This window comes from Thiomonas sp. DCM-2, from assembly GCF_056820905.1.
The window spans coordinates 1,975,527-1,989,004 of the sequence record NZ_CM165962.1 but is presented as its reverse complement, the minus strand read 5'-3'; the positions used below and the strand labels follow the sequence as shown (position 1 = coordinate 1,989,004).

Genomic DNA, 13,478 nt, shown 5'->3' with positions numbered 1-13,478 from the left:
CGAAGCATGTAACGGCACGTCGCAGGCGAACTTGAATCGGGAACGAGCGCGCTGTGGCAATGGGCTGGCGCGCTTGTTGCAGGTCAACAGTCCTCAGACTTTTGCTTGCCGCGCCTTGGCATGGGTCAATAGCATGTCGCCCATGTATGAAAAGTTGAATATCGCGCAGGATGCAGCGCATCGGCCCGAGCAGCAGGCGGCCTTGCTCGCCCTGCTGCGTGCGGTGCAGCCCGAGCTGGATGCCGTGGTGAATGACTTCATCACGCGGTTCTACGACGAGCTGCTCAGCCAAACCCGGTTTTCGCGCGTGCTGGGCCTGTTGTCCGAATCCGAGTTCGCGCAGCTGCGCAAGAACCAGGAGCGCCATCTGCGCAGCCTGTTTGCGGGCCGCAGTGCGGCGTCGGCGCATGTGGCGCGGCATGTGGGCCGGGCGCATGCGCTGACCGGCATCGACGCGTCCTGGCTGGTCGATTCGTATGGGCTGTACACCCGGCTGCTGATTGCTCACTTTGCCGGGTGGGTCGACCCCACCGAGCGGGCAGATCTGCTGGGGTACTTCTTCTTGCGCCTGCAGGAAGAGCTGCAATGGCAGATCGAGGGCCATGAAGACATCGGTCGTCAGCTCGACGGGGCGCTGGCGCGCATCGATTCGGCCATCCTGACCGCGCACACCCTGAGCGATCTGTTGCGGTCGGTGCTTGGCGCGCTCGAGAACATCGAAGGTGTGGTGGCTGGCACGCTGGGCAGGCCCGATGCGGCGGGCGTGCTGCAGTTCGAGCATGCATTTGGCAGCCGCTTCAAGTCGCTCTATCTCGATCGCATCGGCGCCGACGGTGTGGCGCCGACCCTGGTGCGGGGCGATGTCGCCGAGGGTCTGGGCGCTTCGGGTCGGGCCTGGCGCAGTCGCCAGGTGCAATTCACCGCGTCCTACTCCAGCGACCCCGCCATCCTGCCGTGGAAGGCGCTGGCGCACGAACTCGGGGTGCCCAGCGCGGTGTCCATCCCCATCCTCGATGCGTTTGGCCAGCCCATTGCGCTGATGGATCTGTACAGCAGCTATCCCGGTTTTTTCACGAATGCGGCGCGCAAGGTGTTCATCGAGCATCTGCAAAAGATTCTCGGCCTGGCCTTCAGCCGCTATGCCACCAGCCCGTCGGGCGTGGTGCCCTATGCGCGGCGGCAGTTCTATGTCGATCTGCTCGATCACGACGGCCTGCAGATGCTCTATCAGCCGGTGGTCAGCCTGCGGACCGGGCGGCCCGTTAAGTTAGAGGCACTGGCCCGCCTGCGGCGGCAGGATGGCGCGGGCATGGTCGCCCCGGCCGAGTTTCTTCCCGTGCTGGGCGCGCAGGACATGTGGCGCCTGTTCAGCCTGGGGCTGGAGCAGGCGCTGCATGCGCGCCATCGCTGGGCGCAGCAGGGGGTCGACATGGATGTCTCTGTCAACATGCCGCCGGTGGCGCTGAGCGATCCGCGCTATGTCGAGCGGGTGGAACAACTGCTGCGCAGCCACGCGCTCGAGCCGCGCCGCCTCACCCTGGAACTGCTGGAAAGCGGCGATCTCGACGCCTCCGAGCGCCGCGACGCGCTGCTGGCGCGGTTTCGTGCCACCGGCGTGCGGCTGGCCGAGGACGACCTCGGTTCAGGCTACAGCTCGCTGCTGCGGCTCGACAGCTTTCCCTTCGACGAGGTCAAGATCGACCAGGGGCTGCTCGGCGGACTGGGCAAGGCCCCGCGCCGCGCGCTCGATTTCATTCAGCACCTCACCCGCCTGGCACACGATCTGGGTAGCCTGGTGGTGGTCGAGGGACTGGAGTCGCCCGGACTGGTGGAAGCCGCCGTCATCCTGCAGGCCGACGCCGGGCAGGGCTACGGTCTGGCGCGCCCCATGCCGGCTGAGGCCGTGGTGGACTGGGTGCGCAGCTTTCATCTGGAGATCGACCGCGACCATCCGCGCACCGCTCTGGGGGTTTACGCCGCGCATCTGCTGTGGGAAATGCGCCTGACCTACATGACGCCCTGGCCGGATGCCCTGCCGCTGGCCGCGCGTGCGGCCACCGCGCTGCACAACTATATTGCGGTGCAGGGGCTGGAAGGCGGTCTGCTGCATCAGGCGTACGGGCGACTCATCGCCGCCTTGACCGAGGGTTTGGAGACGACAGAGTTCCGGCAGGCGCAGGTGGAGATGCGGCGGCAGCTCGACCAGCTCGTGCGGGCGGAGCTGGGGTTGTAAAACCTGCACCAGACGCGGTGCCGCGGTTTTTGCCAAAAAAGTCACACTTGCCCTAAAGTTCGCCTTCAGCGTGCCGTTGAGCCTGGCAACAGGAGAGAATGCCACCATGATTCCCATCCAGAATTCAGCCGTATCCAGCGCGTCGGGCGCGAGCAGCGGGGTTGCGGCAGCCTCGTCCCGCCCCTCGGCAGCAAGCGCGCGCGGCGCCGGTGCGGGCGCTGCGCAAGGGCCACAATCTGCCGGTGCCGAGCAGGTGTCCATTTCCAGTGCAGGCCAGATGTTGCAGATGGCCAGCACGCAGGGTGCCACGCCGCCGGCCAGCGATGCGCGCATCGCCGCGCTGCAGGCGGCCATTCAAAGCGGCCAGTATGCGGTCGATCCGCAGCGCATCGCCAGCGGCTTGCTGCAGGACAGTCAGGCCTTGCTGGGCGCGGTCAAGCCCTGAAGCATCATGTCAACCCCGGCCGAGAGCATTCTTCGCCAGCAGCTGGACGCCTTGCAGGCCTTCGACCGCCTGCTGATTGCCGAACACGCTTGTCTGCTGCAGGCCGGTGTCGATCAACTCCCCGCGCTGACCGAGCAGAAAACCGCCCAACTCGCTGCGCTGGGGGCCATCGAGCAGCAGCGCCAGGCGGCGTTTCGTGAGGATGCAGCCGCAGGCGCTTCTGCGCTCTGGGCGCAGGTGCAGGCTCTGGCGAAGCAGGTGTCGCAGGCCAATCAGCGCAACGGTGCCATGATCATGGCGCTCATGCGCAATACCGAAGGCGCCTTGCACATCCTGCGCGGCACCGCGGATGGGCTTGGTCTGTATGGGGCGCAGGGGCTGGGACAGGCTGGCGGCGCCGCAGCGCGGCTGCTGGTCAGCGCCTGATCTGCGGTTGATTGCCCCTCGGTTTTTGCCCCGCACCGTCCCCCCTCACTCATGCTCATTCTCACCCGTCGCCCCGGAGAAGCCATCCGGATTGGCGACAACTTTCGCGTGGTGATCCTGCAGTCCGCGCCCGGCAAGGTCCGGCTGGGGATCGAAGGGCCGATCGACCTGCGCATCCTGCGCGAAGAACTCTATGCGCAGATCCGCCAGGACAACCAGGCAGCGGTTGCGCCGCAGGGTGTGTCGCTGGCGCACTGGATTTCCGCACCGGCGGAGGGAGATGCAAGGTGACGGCCACGGAGCAAATCGAACCCTCTACGACCGCCGCGCTGTCGGCCGCCCTGCTGCCCACCCGTTTCGGTCCACTGCCGTTTCAACCCGGGCAGATCTGGATTGCTGCAACGCCTCTGCCCGGGTTCGAATCCCTGCAGCGTTTCGGGCTCATCAGCCTGCAGGCCGAGCGGCCCTTTGTCTGGCTGCAGTCGCTGGATGACCCGGCTGTCAGTTTTCTGCTGGTTCAGGCTGTGCATTTTGGGTTGCGGTTTGCCCACCTGCCCGCAGGCACGCTGCCGATGGTGATGGTGTTGCTGCCCGGGCAGGGCGAGCGCACCTTGCGGGCGCACCGGCAGGCGCCCTTGCTGTTCGACGCGCAGGCGGGCACGCTGTCCCAGCATATTGTCGAAGCCGACGAGGTGGAGGGGGACGGCGTGTTTGCACCGCAGGCCGAGGCAGCCGAACCTGCAGGATTCGCCGAGCGCGTGCTGGCCCTGGCGTGAACAGCCCCTAGGAGTCTGTCGGGCTTGGGAATCGCGGGCTGCAAAAGGGCTGTGCGGCGCGCTGCGGCAGCGGCTTCTTGCCCCATGGCCCCCAACATGGGGCGGCAAATCCGCCGTCACATCGCATCCCCACAGCCCTCATTCGCCATCCGCGCCCCAAGCCCGACTGACTCCTAGCGTTTGGCCTCGCGCAGCAGTTCGCGGTCGCGCCGTTGCACATAGTTCTGCAGGCGCTGTTCGAAACCCGGTGCCATGTTCAAAAACTGAATGCCGAGCTGGCGCACCGGCTGGCGGGTCTTGGTGTCGCGCAGACTGCCCACGTAGCGCACCTCGGCTTCAACGGCGAGTTCCACATCTTCCAGACTGAAGCGCACCAGCGGAATGTATTCACCCGTGGTCAGGGCATAGTCGAGTGCGGAAGGCACCAGCAGGCGCATGCCGTTGACGCTGATGTCGTGGCACTGGCCATACAGCGGCTTGGCGCCGCGGCGCTGGATGTCCACGGTGCTGAGATCGCCCGGCGCCACGGACACGCGGAAAAAATTGCGTCGCTGCAGGTAATAGATCAGCTCGGGATAGGCGATGCGCAGCGCGCCATAGCCCTCAAAATCGATGCGCTCGATCAGCTTGGACTGAAAGCCGACGAACACGCCCTCGTAGCGGCCAATGGTGAAGAACGGTGCGTGATTTTCCAGCCGACGGTTGCCCGAGTCCGGGGTGAGTTCGTCGATGATCAGCCAGTGCTTCGGGCGATTGATCGCCAGCAGGGTGGAGGTGAATTCCTCCGCCCGGTCGTGCGGCAGAACGGCCAGCGGCTCGTGCCGCTCGATGATCTTGTGCAGCACATGGTCGGCCTTCTGCTCGGAATCGACCTGATATTCCTCGCGGAACAGCTTGGCGGTGACTTCTCTCATGGGCCTGGCCGATCAGATGCCGAGCTGCTCCACCCACGACAGCGCGGCCAGATGGACCGAGCTGACGCGCCAGCCCTGGATGCCCAGTGCGGAGGACAGGAAGTCGAGATTGTCGAAGTCGCGCTGCTCGACCGCGCGGGCGAGCTGCAGATAGCTGCCGAACACGCCGCTGTCATTCTTGAGCGCCATGACAACGGGCTCGGACAGGGTGATTTCTGCCAGTGCCTTGTCCATCGGCACGCCCAGCATCACGTCGAGCATGGAAAAGATGCCGACGACAAAGGCGTTGTCGGCATCTTCCGCCGAGAGGGTGTCTTTCGCCAGCAATTCCATCATGCGCCCGCGGGTGATCGCGGTGCGCGCAATGGCTGGAGACGCGGCGCTGCCCGGCACGGTGGCCAGCAGCAGCGCGAGCCAGCGGAACAGTTTCTTGTAGCCCAGGATGGCCGCAGCGTGGCGAAACGAAGTGACCTCGGACATCAGGCCGAAACCCGAGGAGTTGATGTAGCGCAGCAGCTTGAAGGACAGTGCCGGGTCACGCTTGAGCACCAGCTCGATTTCATTCAACTCAGCCTGGCGCATGACCAGATTCATCAGTTGCAGCACATTGGCATGTGCCGGGTTGATGACCTTGGCGCTGATGGTCTGCGGCCGCGCGAAGTAATAGCCCTGAAAGTAGTGGAAACCGGCGTCGAAATAGGTCTTGAACTGCTCCGGCGTTTCCACCCGCTCGGCCACCAGCCGCAGGTTGCGGTGGCCTTCGGCCTTGCGCTGCAGGGCGACGGCCACATTGGCCGAGATGCTCTGCACATCGGCCTTGATGAAGCCGAGGAACGGCAGCCAGGCGGCGTAAAGCGACGCGGCGGCAAACGGCCCCGCAGCGAGCTGAAAGCCGCGTTCGCGCAGCGGTTTGAGGGCGGCGGCCACTTCGGCAATGCCGATGGCGTCGTCACCATAGATGCGCGGCACTTCGAGCACGATGCGGTCGGGGAACACGATATCGAGATGCTCGGCCTTGAGGTCTTCGACCACGCAGTTGATGAAGGCCAGCTTTTCGCCGAACAGGTTTTCCGAGCCGATGTTCGACAGCGCGTTGAACAGCAGCACGCTGTCGGTCTCGGCGCTGTGCTGTGCGGGGGCCGTCTCGGCGGTGGCGCTTTCGCGCGCGAAGAGCTCATAGCCCACGATCTGCTGCTTGCGGTCGACGATGGGCTGCCGGGCGATGTGTGTTTGCATCACGGCGCTTGCCGTGTCGGGCAAGGCGGTTTCTGGCGGATTGGCTGTGCTGTTCATGAGGGCAGGGAAAAAGCCGCAGGCGTTGTCCTGATGCTAGCAGCGGCCCGCCAGTGCGGGCCTGCGATGTTGCGTAAAAGCAGCCAGACGCAAATCAGCGCAGCCACGCCTTCAGCCAGGTATCGAGATGGTCCTCCATCATCCAGTTCGCCAGCACCTTGGCGCGCAGCGCATCGCCCTGGGCGCGCAGCGCCGCACGGTCGGACACGGCTTCGCGCAGCGCGCGCGTCCATTCGCGGTAGCGATTGGTCACCCGGGTGACGGGAAAGTCGCCCTGGTAGGGCACGAGGTCCGAACAGATGACCGGATAGCCGAGGATGCCGTACTCCAGCAGGCGCAGATGGCTCTTGGCTTCGTTGAATGCGTTGTCTTCCAGCGGCGCCACGGCCAGATCGAGGTCGAGGGCAGCGAGCTTGGCGGGGTACTGGTCGAGCGGCACGCCGGGGTGAAATTCCTTGACCACGGGCTTGAGCGCCTCCGGGCACAGGCCGAAGAACACCCAGTCCACTTCCGCCGCGGTGTCGCGCACCATGTCGAGGATCAGCTCCAGATCGCCCGTGTGGCCGACGCCGCCGGCCCAGCCGACCCGCGGCTTGCTGCGCTCGGCCCGAGCCGGCTGCAGCTGCCCCCAGCGCGCGGCTTCGAGGTAGTTGGGCTGCACCACGACCTCGTCGGTGAAATGCGCATAGGCCTTGGCCAGCGGCTCGGTGGCCACCACCAGCCGGTTGCACAGCCCGGCGGCCTTGCGAAAGCGCTTGGCGATGTCCTTGTGGATACTGCTCTTGTGCACACTCTTGTGCGGCAGGTTGGTGATGAGGTCGTCGATCTCGAACACGCGGAACGCACGGCTGGTGCGGGCGTGGCGCTCCAGTGCCTCGATCTGCGGCCATTCCATCTGTCGTTGCACCACCAGGCTGTCGGGCTGCATGCGCTCCATTTCGGCTGGCTCGTACAGGCGCATGGTTTCCCAGCCTTGCGTGCGTCCCGCGCGATTGAGCGCGCGCATCGGCGCGATGATGCGGTACTCGCCGCAGCCGTCGCGGTCGGCCGGGTGCACCAGCACGCGCGGGCGCGGGCGCCAGGCCGGGTCCCAGGAAAGCGGCGGCTGGTCTTCCAGCAGAAAGTCGGTGCTGGCCAGACTGAGGTGGCGGTTGTAGGCCGGGTCGAAGGCAAGCTGCGGCAGCCACCTGGCGTACATCGCATCCTTCTCGGCGGCGAAGCGCTTGAGCTTGTCCTCGTTCGGCTTGGCTTCTGTCTTGCCCTTCTGACTGGCCGAGCCTTCGTGCATGACCAGCGCAAAGGGCGTGAACACGATGCGCAGACCGGCTTCGCGCACCTTCAGGCACAGATCGATGTCGTTGTAGGACACCTTGAAGGCCTGCTCGTCCAGCCCGCCCAGCTGCTGGTAAACGCTCTTGCGGATGAGCAGGCAGGCGCCTGTGACGGCAGACAAGTTCTGGGTGAGTTGGGCGCGGCCGAAGTAGCCACGGTCCTCCGGTGGTCGGCCAATGAAGGGATGTTCTGCCGGGCCGCGCATGCCCAGAATGACCCCGGCATGCTGGATCTTGCCGTCGGGGTAGAGCAGCTTGGCGCCGACGATGCCCACATCCGGCCGAACAGCATGGCCCATCATCTCGTCAAGCCAGTCGTCGTGCAGCGCGGCGGTGTCGTTGTTGAGCAGCAGCAGGTAGCCGCCGCGCGCCAGGGCGGCGGCAGCATTGTTCATCGCCGAAAAATTGAACGGCCCCGGCTGGCGTACCACGCGCAGACGGCCGCCAAGTTCGGCCTCCTTGGCCTCGATTGCAGCCAGATAGTTGCGCGCCTCGGGCGTCTGGCTGTCGTTGTCGATGATCAGGATTTCGTAGGCGGGGTACCTGGTCTTCTCGATCACCGACTCGATTGCCCGCTGCAGCAGCGGCAACTGATCGCGCGTGGGAATCAGGATGGACACCAGCGGTGGAACGTCCGGCACTGGCCAGCGCACGCGGAACGCCGGCGGAAACGGCCCAGCCTGCACCTGCGCGGCAATGCCCAGCCGCTCGAAGTGGCGCTGCAGCGCAAGCTGTCCGGCCTCCAGAATTTCGGGTACCGACTTCTGCGTGTGCCCCGAGCCCTGCAGCCGGTGATACAGCACCTCGGGCACGTGGCCGATGGCCGCATCGCCCGCGCCGCTGCGCTGCAGATGCTCCCAGGCGCGCAGCAGCAGGTCGTAGTCTTCCGCGCCTTCGGCCTGCGGATCGAAGCCGCCCAGCGCCGCGAACAGATCGTGCCGGATCAGCAGCAGTCCGCCCACATACGGCAGGCTGCGCAGATAGTCGAGGTTGAAGTCGGGCTTGCAATGCGGGTTGACATGCTGGCCGTCTGGCGTGAGGTTGTCCTCGTCGGTGTAGACGACCTGCCACTGCGGATGCTCGCGCACTGCGTGCGCAATGCGAAACAACGCGTCGGGCGCGAGCTGGTCTCCGGCGTCGATCAGGCCGAGCCAGTCGGCGGTGCTGGACAGTAGCGCGCGGTTTGCCGCGGTCAACATGCCGTCTGCGGCAGGGCGTGGTGATGGCTCGATCAGCGACTGCGGGGCGAACCATTGTGCAGCGATGCTGTCGTGGCTGGGCTGGGACGGGATTTGCGCGTTGGGCAGCAAGGCGAGCGCGATCTGCGGTGGCGGCGCTGCGTCGTTTTGCCAGTTGGCAATCGCCTGATCGGCCCAATCGCGCTCGTGCGGCAGCCAGCGGCCTTCGGGCAGCCAGGCGAGCGTGGGAACGGCTGGGTGCGTTCTGGTCTGTGCATTCTGAGCGGCGGGCACCGGATTGAGCGCAGAGGCGAAATCCAGCATGCGGCGGGTCATCTCGGCCAGGAGTTGATTCGAGGCCGCGATCTCTGCGATCTCCCCTTTACACACCATGCCCACTCCTGCCGCGAGAACCCGAAGATGCTCACGCAAAAAAGACGGACTACGGCGATTGCCCTGCGAGGTGATTTGGTCGGCATGGACACGGTAGCCACCTAGCGGCATGTCGATGAACCCGAAGACTGCATGGCGTTTGAACATCAACCGAATCCACAGCTCCCAATCCGAGACAAAGCGCAGAGTAGGATCGAAGGGCTCAGCAGCTACCAGGGTTCGCCGCACCAGGCTAAAGGTGTCGATGAAGTTGGACAACAGCAGCGACTCCGGCTGGGTAGAGTACCGCGAGGCGGGATGCGTCTTGATCCAGTCCGCGTAAAAGTCCCCCACGCGATTGCCAGCAGGATCGATCAGGTCTTGACCAGGTACCCAGACATCGACCTCGGGACGCGCCGCAATTTGCATGCTGAAGGTCCTGAGCGCTTCGGGGTAGAGGACATTGTCGGCATCGAGAAACAGCACCCAATCGCACACACTCTGTGCAATAGCCGTATTGCGCGCGGCTGCAGCTCCAGCGTTGGCGGTGTGCCTGAATGCTCTGATCTGCTCGTGCGCCTGCGTCCAGGCCGCCAGCAGCGTTGCTGTCGAGTCATCCGAGGCGTCATCGACGACCAAAGCCTCACAGTGCAGTTGGCTATCACCCGAAAGGGTGCGCATGGCATCAACCACGCTGCGCAAACAAGCGTCCAGATGTTTTTCTGCGTTGTAGGCGGGAATGATGATCGACAGTGAGGTCATGCGGATGTGGTGGGTGACGCCTGTGGCGACTCGTTGTGATCTCAGAGATACTGGAACAAGCTCAACCCCTGCACTTGCGTAAACGCCTTTTGCGCGGCTTGCAGGGCGGTGAGGCTGGCCTGATAGTCGGTGATGACTTGTGGGTAATTGATGCTGCTGAGCTGGGTCTGCTGGGTTTGCAGTTGCAGGGTCAGGCTGGCGTTTTGCGTCTGCACGGCCTGCACCTGCTGCAGGCGGCTGCCGATGCTGGCCTGTGTACTCAGCAGATTGGTCTGGCTCTGGTCGAGGCTGGCCAGGGCGTTGCTGATGGACTGGGCGCGCAGGGCGTTCGATCCCGAGGTCTGCGCCGAGGCGGAAAACGCCTGTGCCAGCGATTGAAAGGTCTGGAACAGGCTCTGCGGGGCGGATGCGCCGATGGTGAAACTGTCGCCTGCCGCAGGCGTGCCGACGATGGGCACGGTGATGGCTGGATTGCCGCCTGGGGGCAGGCCGATGCTCATGCCGGGGGTGAAGCTGCCGCTGCTGATCGCACCGGACGAGAACACACCGCCCGTGCCGCTGCTCACCGCATAGGTCATCGAGCCGCCGCTGCCGCTGAAAGAAATCTGGTACTGCGTGCCGTTGACCTGCAGGATTTGTTGGGCCGCCGCGGTGTTGTTGACCGTGCCAGGGCCTGCGGTGGCGCCGCCAGTGTTGCCGCTGGATGCCGCGACGCTGAAGGTGCCGTTGCCCGCACGGGCGTTCATGAACAGGGCGCTGCCGGGGTCTGAGATGGCGGTGTTCAGGCTGGGGCCGAGGGCAAGCTGGTTCTGGCTGCCGTCGCCCTGGTAGAGCACGCTGCCATTGGCCTGGATGATGAAGGGCTGGGTGCCGCTCTTGCTGCCAGCAAAGAGGTAGTTGCCCTGGCCGTCCTGGGTGTTGGCGTACTGCGCGAGTTGCTGCACATAGCCTTGCATGGTGGCGGCGGCGTTCTGCAGATCCTGGCTGCTGACCGTGCCGTTGTTCATCTGCACGGCAAGCTGCCGCACCTGATCGACCAGGGTGCCCACGCTCTGCAGTGTGGCGCTCTCGAGTTGCAGCGCGTTCTGCGCGTTCTGGCCGTTCTGGGTGTAGGTTGCCAGCCGGTTGATCTGGCCGGTGAGGGTGACGTTCTGCGCAGCGGCGACCGGCTGATCGGACGGGTTGACCAGGCTGCTGCCGGTGGAGAGTTGCTGGCTCAGGGTGTTGAGGGTGTTCTGCTGGTTGAGAATGCCCGTCAGGCTGGCGGCGTAGAACTGTGACATGCTGATGCGCATGCTGTGTCTCCTTACCCAACCGCCTGCAGCAGCGAGGTGAACAGGCTGTTGCCCACCTGAATCGCTTTGGCTGCGGCCTGGTAGGCCTGCTGATACTGGATGAGCCTGGTGGCCTCTTCGTCGAGGTTCACGCCCGAAACCGACTGCTGCGAGGACACAGCCTGCGCCGCCACTGCGGTTGCGGCATTGAGTGCGCTTTGCGCCTGGTTGCCCTGCGAGGCGACCTGGCTGACGAGTTGCGCATACGCGCCTTCCAGCGAGGTGCTGCCTCCGGCCAGGGTCTTGGCGGTCTGCAGCGCGGCCATCGCCTGCGCGTTGCCGCCGTTGCCGCCACTGGCCGGGCTGAGGGTGAACGCGTCGCCCGAAACCGCAACACTGCCAGCCAGGGTGACGTTCCAGTAACCGCCGGGTGGGTTGTTGTAGGGAATCGAGAGCACCTGCCCGCTGCCGCCGAGGGTGACGCTGCCGGTGGCAAGCACCCCGCCCGAGCCCGACGTGACCTGAAAGCCGACCGCGCCGCTGGTGCCGCCGCTGGTCAGCGTGATCTGCAAGCTCACCGGCGGGCTGCTCGCGCCGAGGTTGGCGCCAGCCACCACCAGGCTGCCGGCGCCGCTGGTGGCGCTGTATTGCCCCGCGGACAGGGTGAGGTTGCCGAGGTTGGTGTTGATCAGACTGCCCGACTGCATCTGCCCGGCGCTCGATACATACGGTGCGGCGGCGGCGATTTTTGTGGGGTCCGACAGCAGCGACTGAAAGTTGAGCGCGCCCAAGCGGGTGGGCAGCACCTCGAAGCTGTTGCCGGCCTGCGCGCCGCTGACGTTGACTTGCACCCCATCGAAACTCAGGGTGGTGGTGCTGCCGGACGTGGCCGAAGTCAGTGCGGCGGCTTGGCCAGTGGATAGATTGGTGGCCGTCCAGTTGCTGCCGTCGAAGCCCAGCCGATAGTCGGCGGTCGTCAACGCGCTGGCATCCACCACACTGCCGCTGATCACTGCGCTGCCGGTATTGGCCGAGCTGGCCAGCACCTGCACTGGCCCGGCCTGGAACATCGCGGCGCCGAACTGACCGTTGAGATCGAGCCCCTGCGCCTGCTGGCTGTTCATGGCCGAAGCCAGACCGTCGGCAATGCGGCCCAGCGCGTTTTGCGCCGGTTGCAGCACCTGGCTGCGGAACTGCAGCAGCCCGCCGAGCGTGCCGCCTTGCAAGCCCTGCGAGATGACCGCACCGTTGGCGGCGTAGGCCACTTCGGTCTGCGCGGGGTCGTAGGCATTGGGCACGGCCTGGAGATCGAAGGACTGCGCCCCGGCGACCAGCACCTGGCCGTTGCCGGTGAACACATTGACCTGATTGCCGTCCTGCGGCAGCACGCTCACCCCCACCTGGCTGGAGAGCTGGGTGATGAGCTGGTCGCGCTGGTCGAGCAGGGAATTGGGCGTGCTGCCGGTGCCCGACAGCGCGTTGATCTGCACATTGAGCTGGGCGATCTGCTGCGTCAGGCTGTTGATGCTGATGATGCTCTGGCCGATCTGCTGGTTGACGCCGGTGGAGGCGGCCTGCAGTTGCTGTGCGGCACTCTGAAAGGTCTGCGCCAGCCCTTGCGCCTGGCTGATGAGGTTCTGCCGCGACGGCATGTCCGACGGGTTGGCCGCCACCTGCGCCACGCCGCTGGCGAAGAACTGGTTGATCGCGGTGCTCAGCCCGGCGTTGGTGCCGGCCAGCAGGTTGACCACCGGTTGAAGCTGGGTGTTGAAAGTATTGGCGCCGCTGGCCGTGGCCGCGGTGCTCCAGACCTGCGATTGCAGGTAGGCGCTGTAGCTGCGGGTGACCGCGTCGATCTGCGTGCCGTTACCCAGATACTGCCCGCCATACAGGCTGGGCGTGAGGGTGGATTGCACCGCCGCCTCGCGGCTGTAGCCGGGCGTGTTGACGTTGGCGATGTTGTTGCCCGTGACCTGCAGCGCAGATTGCGCCGCCTGCAGGCCGGTGAGGGCATTGCTGACCAGACCACTGATGCCGGACATGTCAGCCTTTCGCCAGTGTTTGGCCCTGCGATCCGCCATAGCCCTTGGCGGCGCCGGTTGCCGGGCCGTAGGTGGGCTCGGGTGTCTGCTTGCGCGACTGGGCGATGGCCTGCTGCAGCGCAGCGCTCCACACCGTGAGGGTGTGCTGCAGCGCCAGGGTTTCGTCTCGCAGGGCATTGACTTCTGCGGTGAGTTCGGGCGTGCGCTCCAGCGCCGGGTCGCCGGATCGGCGGCGCGCGGTGTAGCCATCGAGCGCGTCGATCAATGGCTGCCAGATGGGCGCCACGGGCAGCGCGCCCTCGGCGCCTGTATTCACCAGCGCCTGACGCTGCTGGCGCAGCACCTCGGTCAGCGCGGCAACGAGCTGGCGTTCATCCGGAGGAGTCTGGGGCTGGGACATGGCGGTGCGGTCTGGACGCAGGATACACAAGC

The 13,478-nt window shown here is 65.5% G+C and carries 11 protein-coding genes; 5 read left to right on the top strand and 6 right to left on the bottom strand.

Features of this window, described 5'->3' with window-relative positions:
* The first annotated feature begins 142 nt into the window (after window positions 1–142).
* From AC1ZQA_RS09530 to fliW, 5 genes are all read left to right on the top strand, one after another.
* Window positions 143–2,233: an EAL domain-containing protein gene (locus AC1ZQA_RS09530; RefSeq protein ID WP_482676737.1), complete on the top strand. Its 2,091-nt coding sequence runs from the start codon at window positions 143–145 to the stop codon at window positions 2,231–2,233.
* Between the two features lie 106 nt (window positions 2,234–2,339).
* Window positions 2,340–2,678 (top strand): flagellar biosynthesis anti-sigma factor FlgM, encoded by a 339-nt coding sequence (flgM, locus tag AC1ZQA_RS09525; protein WP_482676736.1) that lies wholly within the window; start codon window positions 2,340–2,342, stop codon window positions 2,676–2,678.
* A 6-nt stretch (window positions 2,679–2,684) separates the two neighbouring features.
* On the top strand, window positions 2,685–3,104 hold the full coding sequence (flgN, locus tag AC1ZQA_RS09520; protein ID WP_482676735.1) for a flagellar export chaperone FlgN: 420 nt from the start codon (window positions 2,685–2,687) through the stop codon (window positions 3,102–3,104).
* Window positions 3,105–3,155: 51 nt separating this feature from the next.
* A complete protein-coding gene (locus tag AC1ZQA_RS09515) occupies window positions 3,156–3,395 on the top strand; it encodes a carbon storage regulator (protein ID WP_482676734.1) in 240 nt (79 codons plus the stop codon).
* Window positions 3,392–3,880 (top strand): flagellar assembly protein FliW, encoded by a 489-nt coding sequence (fliW, locus tag AC1ZQA_RS09510; protein WP_482676733.1) that lies wholly within the window; start codon window positions 3,392–3,394, stop codon window positions 3,878–3,880. Before AC1ZQA_RS09515 ends, fliW begins: the two co-directional genes overlap by 4 nt.
* Window positions 3,881–4,053: 173 nt before the next feature.
* On the opposite strand, the gene AC1ZQA_RS09505 is transcribed toward fliW, so the two are convergent.
* From AC1ZQA_RS09505 to AC1ZQA_RS09480, 6 genes are all read right to left on the bottom strand, one after another.
* Window positions 4,054–4,794, bottom strand: a complete 741-nt coding sequence (locus tag AC1ZQA_RS09505) for a flagellar brake protein (RefSeq protein ID WP_482676732.1) — start codon at window positions 4,792–4,794, stop codon at window positions 4,054–4,056.
* Between the two features lie 12 nt (window positions 4,795–4,806).
* Window positions 4,807–6,087 (bottom strand): EAL and HDOD domain-containing protein, encoded by a 1,281-nt coding sequence (locus AC1ZQA_RS09500; protein ID WP_482676731.1) that lies wholly within the window; start codon window positions 6,085–6,087, stop codon window positions 4,807–4,809.
* A 94-nt stretch (window positions 6,088–6,181) separates the two neighbouring features.
* Entirely contained in the window at window positions 6,182–9,730 is a 3,549-nt protein-coding gene (locus tag AC1ZQA_RS09495) for a glycosyltransferase (protein WP_482676730.1), read from the bottom strand.
* 41 nt (window positions 9,731–9,771) lie between these two features.
* The gene (gene flgL / locus AC1ZQA_RS09490; RefSeq protein ID WP_482676729.1) at window positions 9,772–11,025 is read right to left on the bottom strand and encodes a flagellar hook-associated protein FlgL; all 1,254 of its coding nucleotides are present in this window, start codon (window positions 11,023–11,025) and stop codon (window positions 9,772–9,774) included.
* A gap of 11 nt (window positions 11,026–11,036) precedes the next feature.
* Window positions 11,037–13,046: a flagellar hook-associated protein FlgK gene (gene flgK, locus AC1ZQA_RS09485; RefSeq protein WP_482676728.1), complete on the bottom strand. Its 2,010-nt coding sequence runs from the start codon at window positions 13,044–13,046 to the stop codon at window positions 11,037–11,039.
* Window position 13,047: 1 nt separating this feature from the next.
* Window positions 13,048–13,446, bottom strand: coding sequence for a hypothetical protein (locus tag AC1ZQA_RS09480; protein WP_482676727.1), 399 nt, complete (start codon window positions 13,444–13,446; stop codon window positions 13,048–13,050).
* Between the last annotated feature and the right edge of the window lie 32 nt (window positions 13,447–13,478).

Coding starts and splice junctions, on each gene's coding strand:
- flgN (WP_482676735.1), top strand. CDS start 2,685: ATGTCAACCCCGGCCGAGAGCATTCTTCGCCAGCAGCTGGACGCCTTG.
- AC1ZQA_RS09515 (WP_482676734.1), top strand. CDS start 3,156: ATGCTCATTCTCACCCGTCGCCCCGGAGAAGCCATCCGGATTGGCGAC.
- flgK (WP_482676728.1), bottom strand. CDS start 13,046: ATGTCCGGCATCAGTGGTCTGGTCAGCAATGCCCTCACCGGCCTGCAG.
- AC1ZQA_RS09480 (WP_482676727.1), bottom strand. CDS start 13,446: ATGTCCCAGCCCCAGACTCCTCCGGATGAACGCCAGCTCGTTGCCGCG.
- flgM (WP_482676736.1), top strand. CDS start 2,340: ATGATTCCCATCCAGAATTCAGCCGTATCCAGCGCGTCGGGCGCGAGC.
- AC1ZQA_RS09530 (WP_482676737.1), top strand. CDS start 143: ATGTATGAAAAGTTGAATATCGCGCAGGATGCAGCGCATCGGCCCGAG.
- AC1ZQA_RS09505 (WP_482676732.1), bottom strand. CDS start 4,794: ATGAGAGAAGTCACCGCCAAGCTGTTCCGCGAGGAATATCAGGTCGAT.
- AC1ZQA_RS09500 (WP_482676731.1), bottom strand. CDS start 6,087: ATGAACAGCACAGCCAATCCGCCAGAAACCGCCTTGCCCGACACGGCA.
- flgL (WP_482676729.1), bottom strand. CDS start 11,025: ATGCGCATCAGCATGTCACAGTTCTACGCCGCCAGCCTGACGGGCATT.
- AC1ZQA_RS09495 (WP_482676730.1), bottom strand. CDS start 9,730: ATGACCTCACTGTCGATCATCATTCCCGCCTACAACGCAGAAAAACAT.